22 protein-coding genes are annotated in these 24,322 nt (G+C 61.5%); 12 read left to right on the top strand and 10 right to left on the bottom strand.

The genetic code is table 11. From position 1 onward, the window contains the following. Positions 1–5 precede the first annotated feature (5 nt). The 4 genes from AB4Z35_RS12190 to AB4Z35_RS12175 form a co-directional block, all read right to left on the bottom strand. Entirely contained in the window at positions 6–1,667 is a 1,662-nt protein-coding gene (locus tag AB4Z35_RS12190; protein WP_442097240.1) for a choline dehydrogenase, read from the bottom strand. 153 nt (positions 1,668–1,820) lie between these two features. Beyond that, a complete protein-coding gene (locus AB4Z35_RS12185; RefSeq protein WP_442097239.1) occupies positions 1,821–2,990 on the bottom strand; it encodes an aromatic ring-hydroxylating oxygenase subunit alpha in 1,170 nt (389 codons plus the stop codon). 327 nt (positions 2,991–3,317) lie between these two features. After that, positions 3,318–4,499 (bottom strand): acetyl-CoA C-acyltransferase family protein, encoded by a 1,182-nt coding sequence (locus AB4Z35_RS12180; RefSeq protein ID WP_442097237.1) that lies wholly within the window; start codon positions 4,497–4,499, stop codon positions 3,318–3,320. Next, on the bottom strand, positions 4,496–5,278 hold the full coding sequence (locus tag AB4Z35_RS12175) for an enoyl-CoA hydratase-related protein (RefSeq protein WP_442097236.1): 783 nt from the start codon (positions 5,276–5,278) through the stop codon (positions 4,496–4,498). Before AB4Z35_RS12175 ends, AB4Z35_RS12180 begins: the two co-directional genes overlap by 4 nt. 215 nt (positions 5,279–5,493) lie before the next feature. On the opposite strand from AB4Z35_RS12175, the gene AB4Z35_RS12170 reads away from it, so the two are divergent. Genes AB4Z35_RS12170 through AB4Z35_RS12160 form a run of 3 tightly spaced genes read left to right on the top strand, consistent with a single transcriptional unit; the run spans position 5,494 to position 8,963 of the window. Continuing rightward, a complete protein-coding gene (locus tag AB4Z35_RS12170; RefSeq protein ID WP_442097235.1) occupies positions 5,494–6,600 on the top strand; it encodes a polyamine ABC transporter substrate-binding protein in 1,107 nt (368 codons plus the stop codon). A 39-nt stretch (positions 6,601–6,639) separates the two neighbouring features. Continuing rightward, complete coding sequence (locus AB4Z35_RS12165; protein WP_442097233.1) at positions 6,640–8,058, top strand: aminotransferase; 1,419 nt, start codon at positions 6,640–6,642, stop codon at positions 8,056–8,058. Continuing rightward, positions 8,055–8,963 (top strand): LuxR C-terminal-related transcriptional regulator, encoded by a 909-nt coding sequence (locus AB4Z35_RS12160; RefSeq protein ID WP_442097231.1) that lies wholly within the window; start codon positions 8,055–8,057, stop codon positions 8,961–8,963. Before AB4Z35_RS12165 ends, AB4Z35_RS12160 begins: the two co-directional genes overlap by 4 nt. 147 nt (positions 8,964–9,110) lie before the next feature. Here the strand turns inward: AB4Z35_RS12160 and AB4Z35_RS12155 are convergent, their stop codons facing one another. Then, entirely contained in the window at positions 9,111–9,848 is a 738-nt protein-coding gene (locus tag AB4Z35_RS12155; protein WP_442097229.1) for an anti-sigma factor family protein, read from the bottom strand. Further along, on the bottom strand, positions 9,841–10,353 hold the full coding sequence (locus tag AB4Z35_RS12150) for a sigma-70 family RNA polymerase sigma factor (RefSeq protein ID WP_007984247.1): 513 nt from the start codon (positions 10,351–10,353) through the stop codon (positions 9,841–9,843). Before AB4Z35_RS12150 ends, AB4Z35_RS12155 begins: the two co-directional genes overlap by 8 nt. A 165-nt stretch (positions 10,354–10,518) precedes the next feature. On the opposite strand from AB4Z35_RS12150, the gene AB4Z35_RS12145 reads away from it, so the two are divergent. The 5 genes from AB4Z35_RS12145 to AB4Z35_RS12125 all read left to right on the top strand — a co-directional run bounded on the left by AB4Z35_RS12145 (position 10,519) and on the right by AB4Z35_RS12125 (position 16,070). Continuing rightward, complete coding sequence (locus tag AB4Z35_RS12145; RefSeq protein ID WP_442097226.1) at positions 10,519–11,487, top strand: metallophosphoesterase family protein; 969 nt, start codon at positions 10,519–10,521, stop codon at positions 11,485–11,487. Between the two features lie 12 nt (positions 11,488–11,499). Further along, complete coding sequence (locus tag AB4Z35_RS12140; protein WP_007984252.1) at positions 11,500–11,808, top strand: cupredoxin domain-containing protein; 309 nt, start codon at positions 11,500–11,502, stop codon at positions 11,806–11,808. Positions 11,809–12,023: 215 nt separating this feature from the next. Further along, positions 12,024–12,524, top strand: coding sequence for a sigma-70 family RNA polymerase sigma factor (locus AB4Z35_RS12135; protein WP_033052692.1), 501 nt, complete (start codon positions 12,024–12,026; stop codon positions 12,522–12,524). Between the two features lie 40 nt (positions 12,525–12,564). Then, positions 12,565–13,548 carry a FecR family protein gene (locus AB4Z35_RS12130; protein ID WP_442097224.1) on the top strand — a complete coding sequence of 328 codons (984 nt, stop codon included), beginning with the start codon at positions 12,565–12,567 and terminating at the stop codon, positions 13,546–13,548. A 98-nt stretch (positions 13,549–13,646) separates the two neighbouring features. Continuing rightward, on the top strand, positions 13,647–16,070 hold the full coding sequence (locus tag AB4Z35_RS12125) for a TonB-dependent siderophore receptor (RefSeq protein ID WP_442097222.1): 2,424 nt from the start codon (positions 13,647–13,649) through the stop codon (positions 16,068–16,070). A gap of 111 nt (positions 16,071–16,181) precedes the next feature. Here the strand turns inward: AB4Z35_RS12125 and AB4Z35_RS12120 are convergent, their stop codons facing one another. Then, positions 16,182–17,333 (bottom strand): MFS transporter, encoded by a 1,152-nt coding sequence (locus AB4Z35_RS12120; protein WP_442097220.1) that lies wholly within the window; start codon positions 17,331–17,333, stop codon positions 16,182–16,184. A gap of 165 nt (positions 17,334–17,498) precedes the next feature. Between AB4Z35_RS12120 and AB4Z35_RS12115 the strand changes: the two genes are divergently transcribed. After that, positions 17,499–18,491 (top strand): diaminopimelate epimerase, encoded by a 993-nt coding sequence (locus AB4Z35_RS12115; protein WP_442097218.1) that lies wholly within the window; start codon positions 17,499–17,501, stop codon positions 18,489–18,491. A 112-nt stretch (positions 18,492–18,603) separates the two neighbouring features. Here AB4Z35_RS12115 and codA read toward each other — a convergent pair whose 3' ends face one another. The 3 genes from codA to AB4Z35_RS12100 form a co-directional block, all read right to left on the bottom strand. Then, entirely contained in the window at positions 18,604–19,848 is a 1,245-nt protein-coding gene (gene codA / locus AB4Z35_RS12110) for a cytosine deaminase (RefSeq protein ID WP_442097217.1), read from the bottom strand. Between the two features lie 296 nt (positions 19,849–20,144). Beyond that, complete coding sequence (queD, locus tag AB4Z35_RS12105) at positions 20,145–20,501, bottom strand: 6-carboxytetrahydropterin synthase QueD (protein WP_003223505.1); 357 nt, start codon at positions 20,499–20,501, stop codon at positions 20,145–20,147. Between the two features lie 74 nt (positions 20,502–20,575). Further along, positions 20,576–21,655 (bottom strand): patatin-like phospholipase family protein, encoded by a 1,080-nt coding sequence (locus tag AB4Z35_RS12100; RefSeq protein ID WP_442097215.1) that lies wholly within the window; start codon positions 21,653–21,655, stop codon positions 20,576–20,578. 344 nt (positions 21,656–21,999) lie between these two features. On the opposite strand from AB4Z35_RS12100, the gene AB4Z35_RS12095 reads away from it, so the two are divergent. The 3 genes from AB4Z35_RS12095 to AB4Z35_RS12085 are packed head-to-tail and all read left to right on the top strand — an operon-like array spanning position 22,000 to position 24,302. Further along, complete coding sequence (locus AB4Z35_RS12095) at positions 22,000–22,320, top strand: PepSY domain-containing protein (protein ID WP_442097213.1); 321 nt, start codon at positions 22,000–22,002, stop codon at positions 22,318–22,320. A gap of 3 nt (positions 22,321–22,323) precedes the next feature. Further along, positions 22,324–22,992: a response regulator transcription factor gene (locus tag AB4Z35_RS12090; RefSeq protein ID WP_442097211.1), complete on the top strand. Its 669-nt coding sequence runs from the start codon at positions 22,324–22,326 to the stop codon at positions 22,990–22,992. Then, positions 22,989–24,302: a sensor histidine kinase gene (locus tag AB4Z35_RS12085; protein WP_442097209.1), complete on the top strand. Its 1,314-nt coding sequence runs from the start codon at positions 22,989–22,991 to the stop codon at positions 24,300–24,302. The genes AB4Z35_RS12090 and AB4Z35_RS12085 overlap by 4 nt, the downstream gene beginning before the upstream one ends. The last annotated feature ends 20 nt before the right edge of the window (positions 24,303–24,322 follow it).

Genomic DNA, 24,322 nt, shown 5'->3' with positions numbered 1-24,322 from the left:
GAACTCTATCGTTGTTGCGTCTGCCACTGTGGATGAATCCACACCGGTGCCTCGGCGGCGGGTAGCGCCGGCAAGCCGCGAATCAGGTCGCTGGCCTTTTCCGCAATCATCACCGTCGGCGCATTGGTGTTGCCACTGACGATCACCGGCATGATCGACGCGTCCACCACTCGTAAACCGTCGAGGCCATGCACCCGCAATTGCGCATCGACCACGGCTTCGGCATCGCCCGCCGGGCCCATCTTGCAGGTGCCGCTGGCATGGTAGCCGGTTTCCGTGACCTGCCTGGCCCAGGCGTCCAGTGCTGCATCACTTTGCGCTTGCGGGCCGGGCACCAGTTCTTCGCCCCGGAAAGCGGCCATGGCCGGTTGCGCGATGATCTCGCGCACCAGCCGCGCACCGGCACGCATGTCGGCTCGATCCTGCTCGGTTTTCAGGTAATTGAACAGGATGCGCGGCGGCTGCCTGGGGTCGGCGCTCTTGAGCGTGACGCTACCCAGGCTGGTGGGGCGCATCAGGTCGATATGGATCTGGAACGCATGGCCCGGCACCAGATCGACGCTGCCGGGTTTGACCGCCAAGGGCATGAAGGTCAGTTGCAGGTCGGGATGTTCAATCCCGGCCCGGGAGCGGATGAACGCCCCGGCTTCGAAGTGGTTGCTCGCCGCCAGGCCGTCGTGAGTGGCGAACCAGCGTGCGCCGATCCACCACTTGCCCGGCGCGGTGGTCCACGGGTAGAGCGACACCGGCTGCTTGCAGCGGTATTGCACCACGGTGTCCGGGTGATCGTTGAGGCGGCGGCCAACACCGGGCAAATCATGTTTGACCGTGATCCCCAGATCCCGCAGTTCCGCCGCCGGGCCGACTCCAGATAGCAGCAACAGTTGCGGCGAGTTGATCGCCCCGGCGGTCAGTAATACTTCGCGCCGGGCAAAGGCCTGGCGGATCTCGCCGTTGTGCTCGTACTCAATGCCGACGGCGCGTTTGCCGTCGAACAGAATGCGCAAAGCCAGGGCATCAGTGCGCACCTGCACATTGCCGCGGGCCAACGCTTCACGCAGATAGCCACGGGCAGTGCTCCAGCGTCGTCCGTTGCGGGTGGTGCGGTCCACAGGGCCAAAGGCTTCCTGACGATACCCGTTCAGATCATCGCTCAGGCCATACCCGGCTTCGGCACCGGCCGCCAGAAACGCCGCGCACAACGGCGTCGTTGTATCGCCGGGGGTGACGTGCAGATGGCCTGTCGCGCCACGGTAATCGTCCGCGCCCTTGGCATGGGTTTGCGCACGCTTGAAATACGGCAGCACATCCTGATAACGCCAGCCGTCGCAGCTCTGTTCGGCCCAGCCGTCGTAGTCCCGGGCATGGCCACGGATGTAGACCATGCCATTGATCGACGACGAACCGCCCAGCGTGCGGCCTCGCGGCGTACCGATCCGGCGACCGTCCAGATACGGCTCCGGTTCGGAGCTGTAGCTCCAGTTGTAGCGCGTGCCGCCAACCACCAGGCCCACGGCGGACGGCATGTCGATGGTCCAGCTCTGGTCCGTCGGACCGGCCTCCAGCAGCAGAATCCGCACCGACGGGTCTTCGCCCAGACGATTGGCCAACACGCAGCCAGCGGACCCTGCGCCCACGATCAGGTAATCAAACGCATGGTTGGTCATGGTTGGGGGCTCCCTTATAAGCTGCATTAAAAAGAACAACACAAAACCCTGTGGGAGCGGGCTTGCCCGCGATGAGGCCGTGTCAGCCGACATAAGTGTTGTCTGATACACCGTCATCGCGGGCAAGCCCGCTCCCACAGGTACTGTGTTGGCTCAGGAAGGAGAGGTGCCATGAATCCCGTTGAATACCAACCGATGAAAGTGATGCACCAGATGCTCGCTTTCATTGCTGCGCTGGGCATCGATCATGTAGCGGCCCTGGTCGTAACCGAGCGAATGCAGGCCTTTCTGCACCGAGATGTTCAGGGCGATGTCCTCCGGCCCCAGATCCTCGTTCATCCACTTCATGCACGACGTACTCACCGCCGCAGTCTCGGCATTGCTGGAGTAGTAACCGAAGCGCAGTAGCGAGCGCTCGGCGTCCAGCGGAATCATGATGAATGAGCCCAGGAACTCCGAGAACGGGAAGGTGTAGAAGGTATTGTTCGGCCACATGCCGATGTTGAAGAAGCACTCGTCCGGGTTGAGGTCCTTGCGCAGCGGCACGCCGTAGGCTTCGGTCACTGAGAGGTTGGCCGGGGCGATGTAGGTCCACCAGTTGTCGCGTTTGCTCAATTGGTAGCCCTTGAAGTCAATCAGTTTGGCCAGGTCAATGTGGCAAGGCCCCGACAGCTTGAAGTGATAACCCTCGATGGAGTTGTCCATGATCACCTTCCAGTTGGCCGGTACGATCACGTCTTGCTCTTCGATCAGGCGCATGTCGGCCAGGTCCGGAAACACCCGGCGCATTTCCTCGTCCGCCCCGGGGAACAAATCCCGCAGGGACGGCGCCGCCGGGTCGAGGTTGAAGTAAATGAAGCCGCCCAATTCTTCGGTGCGGATCTGCGGGATGTTGAACTGCTGCAACTCGAAGTTCTTCATCTTCTCGCAGCGGGGTGCGCTGCGCAGGCTGCCGTCCATTTCGTAGCACCACGAGTGATAGGCGCAACGCACCACGCCGCCGGTGGTGCCGCGCCGTTCTTCGAGCAGGCGATTGCCGCGATGCTGGCAAACGTTGTGGAAGGCGTGGATCTGGCCCTGACGGTTTTTCGCCACCACCACGCTCTGGTTGAACAGATCCGTGACCACGTACTGACCCGGCTCGGCGAACTCACTGACGTGCCCGGCCACGTGCCAGGCGTGCATGAAAATGTTGTCGCGCTCGGCCTTGAACAGGGTTTCGTCATAGAAGTAACGCGAGGGCAGGGTGAAGGCCTCTTCCGGGTCCTGATGGTCCCAGCCATCGATCGGGCTCTGCTGCTTACGGGTCTGGAAACTGTGCATGGGGCGATCTCCTCAGTGACTGGCCGCGCGGTACGGCTTCGTGTTCTGGGAGCTAATCTAGGGTGCGGGGCGGGGGCGGTATTGATCGATTGCGACCAGTTGCGCGGGGAAATCATCAAGTGCGCTTGCTTTGGCCAGCGACCTCTTGCACGAAAGGACAAGCAATAAATTGCCCTTGTGGGAGCGGGCTTGCTCGCGAAGGCGGCGTGTCAGTCGACATTTGTATTGCCTGACCCAGAGCTTTCGCGAGCAAGCCCGCTCCCACAGGTACTGCTGATTACCGCAGCATCCCTGTAGAGGTTGCATCTACAGGGGATGGTGCAGGGTTCAGACGCGTTCGAAAATCGCCGCAATCCCCTGGCCACCACCGATGCACATGGTCACCAGCGCGTAACGGCCACCGGTGCGATGCAGTTCGTGGATGGCCTTGGTGGCGATGATCGCACCGGTTGCGCCCACCGGGTGGCCCAGGGCGATGCCCGAACCGTTCGGGTTGACCTTGGCCGGGTCGAGGTCCAGTTCCTGGCTGACGGCGCAGGCCTGGGCGGCGAAGGCGATGTTGGCTTCGATCACGTCCAGGTCGGCGACGGTCAGGCCGGCGCGCTTGAGTGCCAGGCGGGTGGCCGGGATCGGGCCCAGGCCCATGAATTCCGGTTCGACGCCGGCGTGGGCGTAGCTGACCAGGCGGGCGAGTGGTTTCAGGTTGTTGCCTTGAACCGCCGTGCCGGTGGCCATGACCAGTGCGGCGGCACCGTCGTTGAGGCCCGAGGCGTTGCCGGCGGTGACCGAGCCGTCCTTCTTGAACGCCGGCTTCATCGCAGCCAGCTGTTCCAGGGACGTGGCGCGCGGGTGCTCGTCGACGCTGAACAGTTTGACGCCTTTGCGATCCTGGATTTCCACGGTCGCGATCTGCTCGCTGAAGTAGCCGTTGGCAATCGCATGGGCCGCGCGTTGCTGGTCTTCCAGGGCCAGGGCGTCCTGCATTTCGCGGGTGATGCCGTTGCGTGCGGCGACGTTCTCGGCGGTGATGCCCATGTGGATGCCATGGAACGGGTCATGCAGGATGCCCAGCATGTAGTCGATGACCTGGGCGTTGCCCATGCGCGAACCCCAGCGGGCGCTCGGCATCAGGTACGGACCGCGGCTCATGGATTCGGCACCGGCGCCGACGACGATGTCGGCATCGCCGAGCATCAGGGTCTGGGCGGCGTTGATGATCGCTTGCAGGCCCGAACCGCAGAGGCGGTTGACGTTGTAGGCCGGGGTTTCCTTCGGAATGCCGGCGTTCATCGCCGCGACGCGGGAGATGTAGGCGTCGCGGGTTTCGGTCGGGATCACGTTGCCCATCACCAGATGGCCAACGAGCGCCGGGTCCACGGCGGCCCGTTGCAGGGCGGCTTTCACGGCCGTGGTCGCGAGGTCGGCCAGTGGCACGTCCTTGAGCGAGCCGCCGAACGTACCAATGGCGGTACGGGCGGCGCTGACGACGTAGATTTCCGGAGTGTTCATGGCTGGTTTCCTTTCGGTGGATTCTTGTCTGTACTGCGATTGAGCAGGGCGTTCAAGGCGGTTTTCGCCTCATCGGTATTCAGGCGCTGGATGAACAGCGTGTTTTCTTCGCGCAGGGTGGCTTCCAGTTCCGGCAACGTCGCCTGTTTCATCAGTTGACGGGATTGGCGCAAGGCCTCCTGGGGCATCGCCAAAAAGCGCTGGGCGATTTTTGTCGCCGCAGCCAGGCATTGTGCGCCGTCATCGAAAGCTTCGTTGGCCAGGCCCCAGGCCACCGCTTCGTTGCCATCCAGGCCGTTGCCCAACAGCAGCAGGCTCGCGGCGCGGGCATGGCCGAGGCGGCGTGGCAGCAACAGGCTGGCGCCGAATTCGGGGCACAGGCCGATGTTGACGAACGGCAAGCGCAGCTTGGCGTTGCGGGTGACCAGCACCTGATCGCAATGCAACAGCAACGTGGTGCCAATGCCGATAGCCGCCCCGCAGACTGCCGCGATCAGCGGCTTTTGCAGGCGCGTGACGACTTTCATCAGGCGGAACGCCGGGGCGTCCAGGTGCGTCGGCGGATGCTGGAGGAAATCCACCAGGTCATTGCCGCTGGTAAAGCAGGCCGGGCCGCCGGTGAGGATGATCACGCCGGTCTGCGCGTCTTCGTCGGCGGCCAGCAACAGGTCGGCCAGTTGCGTGTACATGGCGTTGTTCAGCGCGTTGAGCTTGTCCGGGCGGTCGATGGTCAGCGTCAACACGCCGTCGCGTTGCTCGTGTTTGATCAGGTCGGTCATCGCAGGCTCCGCAGGGTCGGTTCAGGCTGCCACTTTAAGCGCCGGACAAACCCCGGATCTATGGCAAAACGGGTCAACTGCGCTGCCGCTTTTTGCCATGCCGGTGCGCCAAAAGCGACACACACCCATTCGGGGTATGGCTGCGCCCGGCGAATCCGCCAATAGTGGGGGCATCCGCTCATCCAGAGCCGAACTCGCTATAAGGTGCATTTGCTATGGGCAAGACGCTGCTTAAGGTGATTTCCAGTCTGTTTGTTGTACCACTGACTTTGAATGCCTACGCCGCTCAAGTGGACGACAGCAATACGCTGCGGCTGTACAACTGGGCGGATTACATCGGTGAAAAAACCGTGGCCGACTTCGAAAAGGCCAGCGGCATCAAAGTCATCTACGACACCTTCGATGCCTACGAAACGGTGCAGGCCAAATTGCTCACCGGCCATTCCGGTTATGACTTGATCGTGTTGAACGCCTCCCTTGCGCCGCCGTTGATCAAGGCCAAGGTGTTCCAGCCGCTGGATAAAAAGTTGCTGCCGGGCTGGAGCAACCTGGACCCGAAAGTCTTGCAGGACCTGCAGGGGTTTGATCCGGGCACCACCTACTCTGCGCCCTACACCTGGGGCAGCAATGGCGTCACGTACAACGTCGACAAGATCAAGGAACGCATGCCGGACGCGCCGATCGGTTCGCTGGCGATGATCTTCGATCCGAAGATCGTCTCGCGTTTCGCCGACTGCGGCGTGACCCTGCTCGATGCCCCGACCGAAGTCATCCCCTTGGCCTTGAAGTACCTGGGACGTGACCCGAACAGTGCCGCCCCCGCAGATCTGAAAGCCGCCCAGGACTTGCTGTTGTCCGTGCGGCCGTACATCCGCAAATTCGACTCGGTCAATTACCTGACGAGCCTGCCCAACGGCGACGTGTGCATGGCCATGACCTGGTCCGGCGACTACGCCACCGCCATGGCCCGCGCTGCAGAAGCCAGGAAAAAGATCGACCTGGCCTACTTCATCCCCAAGGAAGGTTCGCTGATCTGGTTCGACAACATGTACATCCCGGCCGACGCGCCCCACGTCGCCAATGCCCACAAGTTCCTTGAGTACCTGATGCAGCCGCAGGTGATGGCGGATGTGAGCGACTTCATCAATTACGCCAACAGTAACGCGGCGGCCACGCCGTTGTTGAGCGCCGATGTACGCAACAACCCGGCGATTTACCCCGACGCGCAAACCCGCGAGCGCCTGTTCCCGCAGAAGACCCAGGATGCCAAGGACATGCGGGCAATTACCCGGGTCTGGAGCACCGTGAAAAGCGGCATCTGATTTGTTCGATCGTTAGTCAACTCGGTTAGAGGTTTATTTATGGCGACGCCAACACGCACCGTTTTTTCCCCAGCGGACGAGTCCCGGCTGGTCAAGGCCGACAAGGCTCACCATATGCACGGCTATCACGTGTTCGACGAACACGCCGAACAAGGCTCGTTGAACATCGTCGCAGGCGATGGCGCCTACATCTACGACACCCAGGGCAACCGCTTTCTCGATGCGGTGGGCGGCATGTGGTGCACCAACATCGGTTTGGGCCGTGAGGAAATGGCCGAGGCCATCGCCGATCAGGTGCGGCAACTGGCCTACTCCAATCCGTTTTCCGACATGTCGAACAACGTCGCCATCCAACTGTGCGAAAAGCTCGCCAGCCTCGCCCCCGGCGACCTCGACCATGTGTTCCTGACCACCGGTGGCTCCACCGCCGTGGACACCGCGTACCGGCTGATCCAGTACTACCAGAACTGCCGTGGTAAACCGGAGAAGAAGCACGTCATCGCCCGGTTCAACGCCTATCACGGCTCCACCACCCTGACCATGTCAATCGGCAACAAGGCCGCCGACCGGGTGCCGGAGTTTGACTACGCCAACCCGCTGATCCACCACGTGTCCAACCCGAATCCATACCGCGCACCCGATGGCATGGACGAGGCGCAGTTTCTCGAGTTTCTGGTCAAGGAGTTCGAAGACAAGATCCTGGCCATCGGCGCGGACAAGGTCGCCGGTTTTTTCGCCGAACCGATCATGGGCTCGGGCGGGGTGATCATTCCGCCACAGGGCTACCTCAAGCGCATGTGGGACGTCTGCCAGCGCTACGACATCCTGTTCGTCGCCGACGAAGTGGTGACCTCGTTCGGGCGCCTGGGCAAGTTCTTTGCCTCCTGCGATGTGTTCGACGTGCAGCCCGACATCATTACCACCGCCAAAGGCCTGACCTCGGCTTACCTGCCGCTGGGCGCGTGCATCTTTTCCGACCGTATCTGGAAGGTCATCGCCGAGCCGGGCAAGGGCCGTTGCTTCACCCACGGCTTCACCTACAGCGGCCACCCGGTGTGCTGCACGGCGGCGCTGAAGAACATCGAAATCATCGAGCGGGAAAACTTGTTGGCCCATGTCGATACGGTAGGCGCTTATCTGGAAGAACGCCTGGCCACCCTGCGGGACTTGCCGCTGGTGGGGGATGTGCGCTGCCAGAAACTCATGGCCTGCGTGGAGTTCGTTGCCGATAAACGCACCAAGGCGCTGTTCCCCGACGAGATCAACATCGGCGAGAAGATCCACGTGCGGGCCCAGGCCCGTGGCTTGCTGGTGCGGCCGATCATGCACCTTAACGTGATGTCGCCGCCGTTGATCCTGACGGTTGTCCAGGTCGATGAAATCGTCGAGACCCTGCGCGAGTGCATTCTGGAAGTGGCGGCCGAGCTTCAGGCCAGCGGCCAATATGGCGGCCAATGAATTCGCCATACAGGCTTTTACCAAGGGCTTGCGCACCCGCTAGACTGCGGGGCATGAGCAAACCAGACGACGATACGCTGATCGCAGTGCCCTTCGGGGCGTTGCACAAATGGCATGGGGGAATGCGCGAGGCATTCGCCCATGTCGATGAGCCTGACGCCTTGCAATACCTGGCGTCAGCGTTGGCGCAGCTGGTGTCCGTCGAGTCGATGATGATCAGCCTCGAGCGCAAGGACCGCGCGCCACAGCTGCTGCATCAGCGCGGGATTGCGCAGGAGTATCAGGTCTCGATTCTGGAGCGTTATTTTGCCGGGGGCTACTTGCTCGACCCGTTCTGCCTGGCGGTGGAGCAGGGGTTGGCGCAAGGCTTCTATCACCTGGAAGAGATCGCGCCGGACAACTTCTTCGACAGTGACTACTACAAATCCTATTACCTGAAGGCGGGCTGCTCGGAAGACAGCTACTACATCGTCGATACCGGGAACGACACGAAGATTTCCGTCAGCCTCTATCAGGGTTTCGGCGGAGAATGTCTAAGCGACGAACAGTTGAACCTGCTGCGTGCCGTCGAACCGTTGGTGCGTGAATTCATCAGCGAATTCAGCCAGCGTGGACTGCTGCGCAGTTCCGGGATCGAGCGTGATAACGAGCAAGGCATGCGCGATGATCTCAAGCATCGCGTGCAGGCGGCGTTCGAAAACTTCGGTTGTGAATTGCTCACCGAGCGCGAGCGGCAAGTGGCGCACATGGTGTTACGCGGGCATTCGGTGAAGTCCACGGCCAGCCAGATGAGCATCTCGCCGGAAACCGTGCGCATGCACCGCAAGAACCTGTACCTGAAACTGCAGGTAGGTTCGCAGTCGGAACTGTTTGCGCTGTTTATCGAGTGGTTGCGCAAGCATTGAGCAAAGTGGAAATCAAATGTGGGAGCGGGCTTGCTCGCGAAGAGGGAGTGTCAGTCGACATCATCATTGACTGATATACCGCTTTCGCGAGCAAGCCCGCTCCCACAGGGTTTTGTGTCATCTGTTTCGGTGCGATTCATTAGAAATCTACGGTTTGAGCATTTGGCTGAACGCCTCCAGCTCACTTTTCTCCAGATCGGAAACCAGCACGAAGCGCATGTGATTTTCTTGCCAGGACACGACGTTGAAACCTCGGATCGTCTGGCTCTGTCGCGGCTTGTCGGCCTCCTGCACGGGCAAGATGAACACATTGATTATGTGCTTGGCCCGGCCATAACTCAGGGCCGCCGTGGTCTGATGCTGCAGATAATCCAGCCGTCCGCCCAGCAGGGGAAAACCTTGTGCGGAGTAATCGAGCACCGGCGGCGAGAAGTCGAGTTTGCCGGTGAACCAGGGCTTCACGGTGTGGCGGTCGGACGACACCACATCGTTCAAATGCTCGCCCATCAACGAGCGCACATGGCTGGAGACCGCCTCGTCCATCAACGGCTGTTCGCTGCCCGGCGTCGCTACATACAACACCACCGCCAAGGCCAGCGCCGCCGCTGAAAAAGCGGGTGCGAACCATTGGCGCCAACGCTCGACGAAGCTGGCTGCCGGGGGATCAGGGGCGAACACCCGGGCAGTCAATGAAGCAGGCGCCGCGTAATACGGCGCCCGTTGCTTCACACCGGCCTTCAGCAGCTTCGTCTGATCATGCAACCGCGCGCACTCGGCGCACTCGGCCAGATGCCCGACCACATTCGCAGCCGTCGCCGAATCAAGTTCCTGGTCCAGATAGCCATGCATCAGCGTCTGGCAAACCGTGCAGTCGAGTTCATTCATGATCGTGCAACTTCAGTAGTTCGAGCTTGAGCATGGCCCGCGCCCTGGCCAGCCTCGACATGACGGTGCCGATGGGAATGTCGACCACCAGGGCGATGTCCTTGTAGGGCATGTCTTCGAGTTCCTTGAGCACGATCACCTCGCGAAACGCCGGCGGCAGGGCGCACAGGGCTTGCTGGATCAGCGCCGCATTTTCGCTGTGGATGGCCAGCAGTTCCGGGGTCTGGCTGTGGCTGAGCGTCTTGTCGTCTTCGGGGAGTTCATCGCCGATGGCGACCCAATGGTGGCCAGCCGAAGCCTTGAGCCAGGTGTAGCTTTCGTTGCGCACGATGGTCAGGAACCAGGCCTTGGCGTTGCCATCGGCGAAGCGGTGCAAAAACCTGAAGGCGCGCAAGGCGCTTTCCTGCACGACATCGGATGCGGCGCTGTCGTTGCCGGTGAGCCAGCGCGCGAGGTTGTAAGCGGCGTCCAAGTGGGGCGCAAACAGTTCCTCAAATCGCTTCATAGTGGTTCCCGCACTGTCCCACCCCTATAACCGTGGTGCGGCGCATTTTATTCCCGGAAAAAAACTTATTTTTTCATCTGGAATAAAGTCCCGTTCCGCTCGGTTTACCTCGTGTCAGCTACATCACCCGCTTCACCACTGTAGTACGCCACCGAGGGCATACCGATGGACATTCATGCAAAAAACCAACGACGCACCGACGGCCCGCTCAACCCCGACCGCCGGACGCTGCTCAAGTGCTCGGCATGGGCCGGGGCAGGCGTGATCTGGGCCCTGAGCGGCGGCATTCCCCGGGCCTTCGCCCTGGATGAGGCGGGCAATGTTTCCGACCCCAAGGCGCTCGCCAGCACCTTCCACTTCGTGCAGATCAGCGACTCGCACATCGGTTTCAACAAGGAGGCCAACCCGGAACCGCTGAAGACCTTGCAAGTGGCGATCGACAAGGTCATTGCGCTGCCAAAACGGCCCTCGCTGATCCTGCACACCGGCGATATCACCCACCTGTCCAAAGCCGACGAGTTCGACACCGCCGCACAATTGCTCAACGGCCTGCCGTCCACCGTGCACTACGTGCCGGGCGAGCACGACACCCTCGACGAGGGCGGCGGCAAGCTTTATCTGGAGCGTTACGGCAAGGGCACCAAAGGCAATGGCTGGTACAGCTTCGATGACCATGGCGTGCACTTCATTGCGTTGGTGAACGTCTTCAACTTCCAGGCGGGCCGTGAAGCGACCCTGGGCGCCGATCAACTGGCCTGGCTGGCCGACGACTTACGTGTGGTGACCAGCAGCACGCCAATCGTGGTGTTTACCCATATTCCGTTGTGGACGATTTATCAGCCATGGGGCTGGGGCACCGAGGATGGTGATCAGGCGATTGCCATGCTGCGCAAGTACGGTTCGGTGACGGTGTTGAACGGACATATCCACCAGGTCATCCAGAAGGTCGAAGGCAATATCACTTTCCATACCGCTCGCGGCACGGCTTATCCACAACCCGCGCCGGGCACGGCGCCGACACCGGGGCCGATGACGGTAGCGGCTGATCAGTTGCGCAATTATCTGGGGATCACCGATGTGCGAGCGACCCAGAGTGAGCACCCGCTGGCGTTGATCGATTCGACACTGGTTTAGGGGGGAGGCGCAATGAAAATGCGATTGTTGGCCGTTGCCTGCCTGATGGTATCGATGCCGGTGTGGGCTCAGGAGGTGAAAATCGATATCAAGGAATTCATGTTCGGGCCCAAGGATCTGGAGGTGGCCGTGGGTACCAAAGTGACGTGGGTTAACGACGACGAGATCCCGCACACGGTGGCGGAAACCCACAAGGTGTTTCGCTCCGGGGCGCTGGATACTGGTGACAGTTATTCCTGGGTGTTCAACACGCCGGGGGAGTTCGAGTATTTTTGTGCGTTGCACCCGCAGATGATCGGGAAGATTGTGGTGAGTCAGTAGGCGCGCCGCAGGCTGCGATCTTTTGACTTTGGGTTTTTTGAGGGCTGTTGAGGTTCAACGTCGGCGTTTTTCTTTGGTTCTGTGCCGCAATCCAGCGTTCCTGACGAATTGCACAATGGCAGGCAGGCAAGGTGATCGACCAGGGGGGCGCAAACCATTGCTTCTGGTTAATAGGAAGCATTACTATTCACGCCCCGTCTCCACAGCACACCGCAATGACCCTCAAGCTGCCCCGCAGACACGGCTTTTTCGAGCACTACGAAGAGTTGGTTGGCACCTGGACCCGTCGCCTGAGAAATCGTCAGCAGGCTGAGGACCTGGCCCACGATACCTTCGTGCGGGTGCTTGAGTCCGATTCGGCGGTGGTGGAACAGCCCCGGGCGTATTTGCACCAGACCGCGCGCAACATCGCCGTGGATGGCTATCGGCGTGAGGACCGGCGGGGCGCCATGGAGTCCGAGGCGATCGATCTCAGTGAGTCGCCGACCGGCGACCCGGAGCATTTCATGCACGCGATCCAGTTGGCTGATTCCATCGAACGGGCGCTCACCGAGCTGCCGGTCAACTGCCGCAAGGTGTTTGTCTGGCAGAAAATCGAGGGCCTGACCCAGGCAGAAATCGCCGAACGCCTGGGACTGTCCAAGAACATGGTGGAAAAGTATATGATCCGCACGCTTCGGCATCTGCGCGATCGCCTGGACGGGTCGCAGTCATGATCGGCTGCGCCATCTCCTCCCCAGCCAGACAGGAACTTCCATGATGGATACTCGTGATTGCGCGTGCGGGCAAACAACGGTTCGCGATGACGCGGCGCAGTGGTTTGTGCGTTTGCAGGAGCCTGTCGCCGATGTCGCGGTGCGTCGCCAGTTTCAGGCCTGGCTGGACGAACACCCTCAACACCGCAACGAATTCGAGGTTCTCAAGGGGTTGTGGAGCGCCGCCGACCTGGTGCCGGCGGCGCGCTTGCGTGCCTTGTGCGAAACACCGCCAGTGCTGAAAAAACGTCGTCCCGTGCTGCGTTACGCGGTGGCTGCCAGTGTGCTGGCCGTGGCGCTCGGCCTGGGTTTGTTCAGCGGCCTGAATCATCCGGCGCCTTACACCGCCGAATTTTCAACGGCCCTGAATGAGCGCCGCCTTGTGGTGCTGCCGGACGGCTCGGTGGTCGACCTGGACAGCCGCAGCCGGATACAAGTGCGGTTTGAAAAGGATCGCCGCAACGTCGAATTGAGCGCAGGCGAAGCGATGTTCAGCGTCGAACACGACACCAGCCGCCCTTTCGTGGTCGAGGCGGGCAGCGGTAAGGTCACGGTGACCGGCACACGTTTCGATGTGCGCCATGGCGCCAGCGAAACCCGGGTCGTGGTGGAGCAGGGCACTGTCAAGGTTCAAGGGCGCGACGCCGCCGACAACGATTTCATCAGTCTGACAGCAGGCCTTGGCACCCATGTCGATGCCCAGGGCAAGGTTGCGGCTGCCTATGCAGTCAACCCGGCGGAAATGACCGCCTGGCGCAGCGGCAAACTGGTGTTCAACAACGTCAGCCTGGCCGATGTCGCGGAGCAGGTCTCGCGCTATCGGGAGAAACCGCTGAAGGTCGGCAACACGGCGGTGGGCAATCTGCGCCTGACCAGTGTGTTCAAGTCCGACAACACCGATGCGCTGCTCAAGGCCTTGCCAAACATCCTGCCGGTGGCCGTGCGCACCCTTGGCGACGGTAGCCAGGAAATAATTTCAAAATAAAATTCAGGTTTTTTTCGAGTTCATCGTCTTCCTGTTCAACTGCAACTGGTTTGCATTAACAAGCGCATACTCTTGCGATCCACAGGACTACGTTCGACGTGAAAAACTCCACCGCTAAAAACAACAATCTCCCCTGGTTGTCGCTGGCCCTCGCGCTGGCGGTCAACGTTGCGCTGCCCCAGGCCTTTGCTGCCGACGGCATCCACATCCCGGCGCAACCCTTGGGGCAGGCCTTGAGTCAGTTGGGCCAGCAAACCTCGCTTCAGGTGTTCTTCAGCCCTGAACTGGTCGCTGGCAAACAGGCCCCGGCGGTGGATGGCAACCTGTCTGCGGAAGACGCACTGCGCCAGTTGTTGCAAGGCAGCGGCCTGCAATACCAGATCGATGAAGGTTCGGTGACGTTGATGCCGGCGCCGACTTCGGCGGCAAACGGTCCATTGGAACTGGGCGTGACCGACATCAAGGTGGTCGGCGACTGGCTCGATGACGCCGATGCCGCCTTGGTGCAGAACCACCCCGGTGCACGAACCGTGGTCCGCCGCGAAGCCATGGTCGAGCAGGGTGCGATGAACGTCGGTGACGTGTTGAAGCGCGTTCCTGGTGTGCAAGTGCAAGATGCCAACGGCACCGGTGGCAGCGACATTTCCCTCAACGTCGGCGTGCGCGGCCTGACCTCGCGCCTGTCGCCACGCTCCACCGTGCTGATCGACGGCATCCCGGCGGCCTTTGCGCCCTACGGTCAGCCGCAACTGTCCATGGCGCCGATTTCCTCTGGCAACCTCGACAGCATCGATGTGGTGCGCGGTGCCGGTTCCGTACGCTACGGACCGCAGAACGTCGGCGGCGTGATCAATTTCGTGACCCGCGCGATCCCGGAAAAAGCCTCCGCGGAAATCGGCACCACCCTGGAAACCTCGCAGCACGGCGGCTGGAAGCACATCGACACGGCGTTCATGGGCGGTACCGCCGACAACGGCATGGGCGTGGCGCTGTTGTACTCCGGCGTGAACGGCAACGGTTACCGTGAAAGCAACAACGGCAACGACATCGACGACGTGATCCTCAAGACCCATTGGGCACCGACCGATGTCGACGATTTCAGCCTCAATTTCCACTACTACGACGCCAAGGCCGACATGCCCGGCGGCCTGAACCAGGCGCAATTCGACGCCGACCCGTTCCAGTCCGTGCGCGACTTCGACAACTTCAGCGGCCGCCGCAAGGATGTGTCGTTCAAGTGGGCGCGGCAGATCGACGATCGCACTCAGGCCGAAGTGCTGACTTACTACACCGACAGTTTTCGTGGCAGCACCATCGCCTCGCGCGACCTGAGCACACTTAACTCCTATCCGCGCAGCTACTACACCTTCGGTATCGAACCACGGGTGTCCCATGTGTTTGATGTGGGCCCGACTACCCAGGAGGTCAGCGTCGGTTATCGCTACCTGAAAGAGGCCATGCACGAAGAGGCCAGCCGCGTGGCGCTGGTCAACAACCAGCCAGTCGTGCGTCCGGGGGCGGACGGCCATGTCTATCAGGACCGCACCGGTGGAACCGAGGCCAATTCGGTCTACGTCGACAACAAGATCGACGTCGGCAACTGGACCGTCACCCCGGGTATTCGCTTCGAGCACATCAGCACCGACTGGCACGACCGCCCGGTGCTCGATAACGCCGGTAAACGGGTGCCGGAGAAAAAACGCAGCATCGAGAGCAATGAGCCGCTGCCGGCCCTGAGCGTGATGTATCACATGTCCGATGCCTGGAAACTGTTCGCCAACTACGAAACCTCGTTCGGCGCGCTGCAGTACTTCCAGTTGGGGCAGGGTGGTATTGGCGACAACACCGCCAACGGCCTGCAGCCGGAAAAGGCCAAGACTTACGAAATCGGTACGCGCTACAACGATGACGTGTGGGGCGGTGAGGTGACGCTGTTCTACATCGACTTCGATGACGAACTGCAATACATCAGCAATGACGTGGGCTGGACCAACCTCGGCGCGACCAAGCACCAGGGCATCGAAACGTCGGTGCACTACGATTTGGCCGCGCTGGACCCACGCCTTGACGGCCTGACCGCCAACGCCGGCTTTACCTACACCCGTGCCACCAACGAAGGTGATATCCCGGGCTTCAAGGGCCGTGACCTGCCGTTCTACTCCCGTCAGGTGGCCACTGCCGGCCTGCGCTACGACATCAACCGCTGGACCTGGAACCTCGATGCGTTCGCCCAGTCCAAACAGCGCTCGCCGGGCACTGGGGTGAACGCCGATGGCAGCTTCAACGGCAACTACATCACCGAAGGCACCGCCGACGGCCAGTTCGGTGACATCCCGGGTTACGTGACCTGGAACATGCGTGGCGGCTATGACTTCGGCCCGCAGGTGTCGAACCTGAAACTGGGCGCGGGGGTGAAAAACATCTTCGACAAGCAGTACTTCACCCGTTCCAGCGACAACAACTCGGGCATGTACGTTGGTGCGCCGCGCACGTTCTTTGTGCAGGCCAGTGTCGGGTTCTGATAGACCGAGGTGAATTCATCGCGAGCAAGCTCGCTCCCACAATGACCGCATCGTTCACAAATTATGTGTACGACACAAATCCTGTGGGAGCGAGCCTGCTCGCGAGGCTTTTCAGACCTTCAACACTCTCCCGCCAACGGCCACTGCCACCAGCAACACCGCCATCAAGGCAAAGGCAAAACTCAAGCTGCTGCCATGGGCGATGAAGCCGATGACAGCAGGGCCTGCCAGGATGCCCGCATAACCCAGGGTGGTAATGGCCGGCACGGCGATGCTTTCGGGCATGACGGTCTGTTTGCCCACAGCGGTGTACAACACCGGCACAATGTTCGAGCAACCAGCACCCAACAGCGCATACCCCACCAGCGCGGCTTCCCAATCTGGCGCGAACGTCGCCAGAAACAAGCCTGCGGCGGCCGTCAGCCCACCGAACACAATCACCCGTGTCGCGCCCAACCGCCGTACGATTTTGTCACCGGTCAAACGCCCGGCGGTCATGGTCAAGGCAAACGCCGCATAACCGAGCCCCGCATACGCCGTGTCGATGCCACGTTCCTGCGCCAGGAACACCGCGCTCCAGTCCAGCGCCGCGCCTTCGGCGAGAAACACGATGAAGCACATCCCGCCAATGAACAGGACAATGCCATGGGGCACCGCGAACGCCGGCCCTGAACTCTCACTGCCGTAGGGCAACAGATGCGGCACGGCCCTGGCCAGCGCGATCAGCAGCATCACGATCACCACCAGTGTGGCTCCCAGTGGAGAAATACCCAGGCCAAGCAACCCGCTGACGCCCGCCGCGCCGACAATCCCGCCCAGGCTGAACAGGCCATGGAAGCCCGACATCATGTTTTTGCCGCTGGCGCGCTCGACGATCACCGCTTGCAGGTTGACCGTCGAATCCACCGTGCCGAGACCCGCGCCGAACATGAACAAGGCAGCGATCAAGGCCGGAATCGACGACACCGTCGCCAGCAGCGGCAGGGCGGCACAGATCAGCAACGTTCCGCCGGTCGTCACCCGCCGGCAGCCGAAACGCGTGGCCAGGATCCCGGCCAAAGGCATCGCCAGGATCGAGCCCACCCCCAGGCATAACAGCAACAGACCCAGGGTGCCTTCATCCAGCCCGGCCCGGGCCTTGGCATAAGGCACCAGCGGTGCCCACGCGGCGATGCCGAACCCGGCGATGAAAAAGGCGATACGCGTGGACATCTGTTCCAGACGTCCGGGAACGAAGGTGGTTTGGTTGTTGAGGCTGGTCATATCAATCCCTGGCAAAAAACGTCACGTCCTCAACGGACAGTGATCGACCGGCGAGGGTTCGATCAATGCCCGGAAAGTTTACGGGGCAATCAACGCGACATCGTTACACAGCGCCGGTGTTTTTCGCGATATGTTGAGCCATTCCAATGACACGCGGAGGGCGCCATGGCGCAGAGGTACGATGCACGGGGCAATATTTACATCGTGGTAGCGCCCGAAGAACTGCGCCGCATGGGTATCGACCTGCCCGGGCAGGCCAGCCAGGCAGCGCAAACCCTCGAAACCTGGGCGCTGGCCGCCATTGAGGCTTGCTGTAGCTGGGTTCCTGGCACGCAACCGTCCGGCAGCAAGGAGCATCGCAGCGACGGTTTGCTGGTCGGACCCTTTCAGTCGTCGCCACCCTTTGATCTGTTGATCGTCAACACCGACGGCACCCTGGCCGAGCGCAGCGGCAACGGTCTGACGATTTTTTCCCAGGCGTTGAGCGACCAAGGGCTTTTACCTCGAGACGAAGCCTGTCTGCTCAGGGTTCATCACGACAAGTCCGACACGCCTTCGCCGGGGCAGACCTCAGTGCAATCCGCGCAGGTCGATGGCGTGAGCGGATTCTGGCTCGACTTGGGCCAGCCGGGATTCGGGCCGGCAGCGGTCAGTGCTCACGGGGTCGAAGCTGCGGTGTTCAACGGTCGTGAACTCAGCCATGTTGAACAATTGTCGGCACTCAATGTCGCATGGTCGCGCAGCCAGTTCGCGCGGGTCGGTAATCCCCATTGCGTGACGCTTGTCGAAAACGCCGACGATCTGCCGAGCAACGAGCAGATGCGTGAACCGGCGCTGGGTGACGGGTTGATGCGAATCGCCTACGCCATGCCGGTCGGTGCAGGTAAACCTTGTCCGGCGGGGATCAATCTGCAATGGGCGATGCGCTTGTCCGAAGGGCATATCGCTGCGCGAGTGTTCGAGCGGGGCGAGGGGCCGACGGCGTCGTCGGGGACCAGCGCCAGTGCGGTGGCCTGCGCGGCTTGGCGGGCAGGTTGGGTCCGCGCCGGGGAGGTCAAGGTGACGATGCCGGGTGGTACTGCGCCTATCTTGCTGGAAGAGGAGCAGGGGGAATTGAGGCGGGTCAGCCTGTTTGGTACGGCTCGGTTGATCGATTGACTTCAAAATAGCCTTCGCGAGCAAGCCCGCTCCCACAGGGTTTTGTGAACGACACAAATCTAATGTGGGAGCGGGCTTGCTCGCGAAGAGGTCAGATCAGTCAGCACCAAACTCAATTCAGACCAGCGAACTCCACCACCGGCATCGTCCGCTTCATCAACACCTTGCCATCGCGCACCGAGTACAGCGGCAACCCCTGGCTGCGGATCACCTCGTAATCACTCTCCGCCGACAGAATCAGCAGGTTCGCCGGCCGCCCGCGCTCCAGGCCGTAGCGATCGCCGAGGTTCATGGCTTTGGCGCTATTGTCGGTCACCAGATCCAGCGCGCTTTGCAGGTTGCGATAACCGAGCATGTGGCAGATATGCAGCCCGGCTTCGAGCACCCGTAGAATGTTGCCATTGCCCAGTGGATACCAGGGGTCGACGATCGAATCCTGGCCGAAGCACACGTTCATGCCCGCTTCCAGCAACTCGTTGACCCGGGTCACGCCCCGGCGTTTCGGGAAATTGTCGAAGCGACCCTGCAGGTGGATGCTTTCAGTGGGGCAGGAGACAAAACTGATCCCCGAATGCCCGAGCAAGCGAAACAGTTTGGCGCAGTAGGCGTTGTCGTAGGAGCCCATGGCCGTGGTGTGGCTGGCTGTGACCCGCGAGCCCATGTCGCGGCTGCGGGCCTCTTCGGCCAGCACTTCGAGGAAGCGCGAATGCGGGTCGTCGGTTTCGTCGCAATGCACGTCCACCAGGCAACCGCTGCGTTCGGCCAGGTCCATCAGGAACTTCACCGAGCTGACGCCCTGATCGCGGGTGTATTCGAAATGCGGAATGCCACCCACCACGTCCGCGCCCATGCGGATGGCTTCTTCCATCAATTGGCGACCATTGCGGTAGGACTCGATGCCTTCCTGGGGGAACGCGACGATTTGCAGGTCGACCAGGTGCCGACTTTCCTCGCGCACTTCGAGCATGGCCTTGAGTGCGGTCAGTTGCGGGTCGGTGACATCGACGTGGGTGCGCACATGCTGGATGCCGTGGGCGGCGAGGGTCTGAATGGTTTTCTTCGCCCGGGTCTTGGTGTCCTCCAGAGTGATGCTCGCCTTGCGCTCGCCCCAGCACTCGATGCCTTCGAACAGCGTACCGCTCATGTTCCAGCGCGGCTCGCCGGCGGTCAGGGTCGCGTCGAGGTGGATGTGCGGCTCGACAAAGGGTGGCACCACCAGTTTGCCACCGGCGTCCAGATCGTCAGGGCCCAGGGTCGGGGCTTCGATCTGGCGGCCGATGCTGCTGATCAGACCGTTTTCCAGGTACAACTCATGCAGGCCTTCCTGGTTGCGCAGACGGGCGTTGATGATGTGCATCAGGCAGATCCTTTTATCGAATCGTTTAGGCAATACCTCTACGTTAGCTCGGTGGTGGCAACTCCTGCCAGTGACATTGATCACTACAGTTCAAATGTGGGGCTTGTCCTCTTGGCGGGGGCGAGGCAAAAAGCACAGGCATAAAAAAACAGCCGATGAAGGCTGTTTTCCATGTCACTGACGCAACGCATATCCCTGTGGGAGCGAGCCTGCTCGCGATAGCGGTGGGTCAGACACATCGATGTTGGATGTGCTGCCGTCATCGCGAGCAGGCTCACTCCTACACGGGGGGGCTGTCATTCACCGCGATAGATGCAACCGCTGGTGCAGGTTTCGTGGATGCGAATCGCACTGAGTTCCGGCAACAGCGGCTTCATTTCATTCCAGATGAATTTGGCCAACACTTCACTGGTTGGATTCTCCAGCCCGGGAATGTCATTCAAATAGTTATGGTCGAGACGCTCGTACAGCGGCTTGAAGATCGCCTTGATCTCCGAGAAGTCGCGGATCCAGCCGGTGTGCGGGTCCAGGTCGCCGCTCAGGTGGATTGCCACTTTGAACGAGTGACCGTGCAGGCGCCCGCACTTGTGGCCGTCCGGTACGTGGGGCAGGCGGTGGGCGGATTCGAAAGTAAATTCCTTGAAGATTTCCACAGTTTTTCAGCTCTGTTCAGGTGGCGTTCGCCGCAGCGATTCGGGCAGGGGGCGAGTTTAACAGTTTGTCCTGACTAAAGGGTCAGCAAGCGCTCGCCGAGGCGACCGTTGGCGGCCAGTTCGAGGAATTCGTCGCCCATGCGGCGGCTTTCCTCCATGGTCGTGCGCCAGTATTTCTGCCGGCTCGGGGCGTCGCCCATGAAGCGCTTGAAGTCGTTACGGTCTGGCAGTTTGCCGTAGGGCAGGCGCGCCAGGTAGTCCTTTGACGGTGCCAGCAGCAGCACGTTTTGCAAGCGAGTCGGGCAGGCGCGGCGCCACGGCAGGGTCTTGTCGAACCAGCCGGGAATCACCCGGTCGGTGAAGTGCGGGTAGAGCACGATGTCGTTGCCGCTGTAAGGCAGGTCCAGGTGATAGTCCAGCAGGCCGCCGTCGCGATAGGTTCCGGCACCGGCGCCCGGCAGGTCGCGCACGCCTTCCATCACCATCGGGATCGAGCCCGAAGCCAGCAGGGCCTGGCGCAGATTGCCGGCATTGAGGGCGACGAAGCGCGACGGGAAGTCGTTCAAGGCGTGGACCGGCGGCGCCAGGCGCGGGTCGTGGATGATCAGGCGCTCGAAGTGCCGGGCCAGCCGCGCCCGGCCGCGCAGGTTGTCGGCGATGACCGAGGACAGGCCCAGCCCGAGGCGAGCGCGATGATCGTCGGCCAGCAGGCCGTGGCTTTTGACCACCATGATGTTCAGGCGGTAATCGCTGTTGCCGAGGATCGAGGCATCGCGACCGTCGAGCAGCTCATTGAGCATGCGCTGGGAGCTCTGGCTGATCTGCGCCATGGTCACGCCCTTGGCAAAATTCTGCTCGGTGTACAGCTGCCCGAGACGCCGGATGCCCTCGGCGGCATCCGGCAGGCAGGCGCTGGCGAAGCGCCAGGACCCCACCGATGCACCAATCAGCGAGCGTTCCCGCGGTGCTGCCGGCAGCCACTCGCCGAACAGCGCCAGGTCCAGCCCCTGAATCCCCAGTGCCTTCGGACCGCCAGCCGCGCCCGGGAGGGTGCCGACGTCGGCGGCGTTCAAGCCGTTGTCCCGGATGCGCGCAAAGGCGCGTGGACCGGCCTTGAGGGTCAGGGAGGGGAACTTGATGTGGATGGCGGTCATTGCGGTCTCGAAGTGTGGCAAGCGGACAGATTATGTGGGAGCGAGCCTGTTCGCGAAAGCAGTGTGTCAGTCACCGCTGTGTTGGGTGTACCGCCGCCTTCGCGAGCAGGCTCGCTCCCACAGAGGGGGGGTGTTGTCGATGATGGCAATTCAGCTTCAATTAAGTTCAGCCGGTTAAGGTGGCTCGCCTGGACCCCGACGCAACGCTGGTACCATTGTGGCTTTCGAGAAGCTCACACCACTCGCACTGGCAAGGTATCCCGTGATCGGCAGCAGGGTATCGACCGGGCTCTGGAATTAGACCCGGTCAGCGGGCAGGTTCTCAAGGAACATCAGGATTGGTAATGAAGGTGTTTTTATTCAATCGATGCATCGGCAGCTGGATGGCGCTGGTGCTTCTGGCATTTTGCTCGGTGGTGATGGCCCGTGACCTGGATCAGAATGAAGCCCTGCGCCTGCGTCAACAGGGCGTGATCCTGCCGCTGGAGCAACTGCTGCAGCAGGCGATGGATCGCTACCCCGGCGCGAAACTGCTGGAAGCCGGGCTCGAAGAAAAACATGACGTCTACATTTATGAAGTCGAGCTGCTGACCCCTGAAGGCGTAGTCCGCGAACTGGACATCGAAGCCACCACCGGCCGTTTACTGAAAGACAAGGAAGACTGATCCATGCGTTTGCTGTTGGTGGAAGACCATGTGCCCCTGGCCGACGAACTGCTGGCCGGGCTCAACCGCCAGGGGTACGCGGTGGACTGGCTGGCTGACGGTCGCGACGCGGTGCATCAGGGCAGTACTGAACCTTATGACCTGATCATCCTCGACCTCGGTTTGCCTGGCGTGCCGGGGCTTGAGGTGCTGGCGCAATGGCGCGCGGCGGGCCTGGCCACGCCGGTGCTGATCCTGACGGCCCGTGGTTCCTGGGCCGAGCGTATCGAAGGCCTCAAGGCCGGCGCTGACGATTACCTGACCAAGCCATTCCATCCCGAAGAATTGTATTTGCGCATCCAGGCGTTGCTGCGCCGCTCCCATGGCCAGGCCAACCAGCCGACGCTCCAGGCCGCCGGGCTGCATCTGGATGAAGGTCGCCAGTGTGTTGCCCGCGACGGTGCGGACATTCAGCTGACCGCTGCGGAGTTTCGCCTGTTGCGTTATTTCATGTTGCACCCCGAGCAGATCCTCTCCAAAAGCCACCTCGCCGAACACCTCTACGACGGTGAAACCGAGCGCGATTCCAATGTGCTGGAAGTCCACGTCAACCACTTGCGCCGCAAGCTCGGCAAAAGCGTGATCGAAACCCGTCGCGGCCAGGGTTACCTGTTCGGCGGGCAAGCCCGGTGAGATCGATCCAGCGCCGCCTGAGCCTGGGCCTGATCAGCGTGATGGTGGTCGTTGGCCTGGTGCTGGCGCAAACCAGCCTGTGGCTGTTCGAAATGGGTTTGCAACGCTACCTCGAAGCCGGGTTGCGCAATGACAGCGAGAGCCTGCTGGCGGCACTGGTGCGCGGGCCGCAAGGCTTGCAACTGGATGAACGACGCCTGTCACCGGCCTATCAGCGGCCGTTTTCCGGGCATTACTTCCGCATCGATTTTGCTGACGGGCATTGGCGTTCCCGTTCGTTATGGGATCAGGAACTGCCGGCGCTCGATCACCCCGGCCTGCACGGCAACCTGCAACTGGGGCCGGAAGGGCAACAGTTGCTGGTGCTGCGTACGGACTATCGACGTTCGGGGTTGCCGATCTCCATCAGCGTCGCCGAGGATTACACGCCGATACGCGAAAGCTTCCGGCGCATGCAACAGCTCGGGTTGGGCCTTGGTTTGACCGGGCTGCTGCTGATTCTGCTGCTGCAACGGATTACCGTGCGCCGCGCCTTGCGTCCGCTGGAACAGGCCCGCGAGCAGATCGCGCAGTTGCAACAGGGCCAGCGCTCGCAACTCGACGATCAGGTGCCGGTGGAACTGGAGCCGCTGGTGGCGCAGATCAACCACCTGCTGGCCCACACCGAAGACAGCCTCAAGCGTTCGCGCAACGCGCTGGGCAATCTCGGCCATGCCCTGAAGACACCGCTGGCGGTGCTGTTGAGCCTGGCTTCAAACGAGCAACTCGACGCGCACCCGCAATTGCGCAAAACCCTCAAGGAACAATTGCAACAGGTCGAGCAACGGCTCAATCGCGAACTCAATCGTGCGCGCTTGTCCGGCGATGCGTTGCCGGGTGCATTGTTCGATTGCGACGCCGAACTCCCCGGATTGCTGGCAACCCTGAACATGATTCATGGCGAACACCTGGCGCTGAGCTACCGCGCTCCGGCCGGTTTGCAGTTGCCCTGGGATCGCGAAGACCTGCTGGAGCTGCTGGGCAATTTGCTGGACAACGCCTGCAAATGGGCGGACACGGAAATCCGGCTGAGTATTGTCGAGACCGCTGAGGGATTCGAGCTCAGCGTCGAGGACGACGGCCCGGGCATTCCCGAAGACCGCCGTGATCAGGTGTTCAGCCGAGGAACGCGGCTGGACGAGCAAACCCATGGGCATGGCCTGGGACTTGGCATCGTGCGCGACATCGTCGATAGCTGGGGCGGGAAACTGTCGTTGCTAGCAAGCGAGTGGGGCGGGCTGAAGGTCGTCATCGAATTACCCAGACACTGAAAGTCCCCCTGTAGGAGCGA

It is taken from the genome of Pseudomonas sp. KB_15, assembly GCF_052114525.1.
Classification (GTDB): Bacteria; Pseudomonadota; Gammaproteobacteria; order Pseudomonadales; family Pseudomonadaceae; genus Aquipseudomonas.
This window is presented reverse-complemented; position numbering and strand designations above follow the sequence as displayed.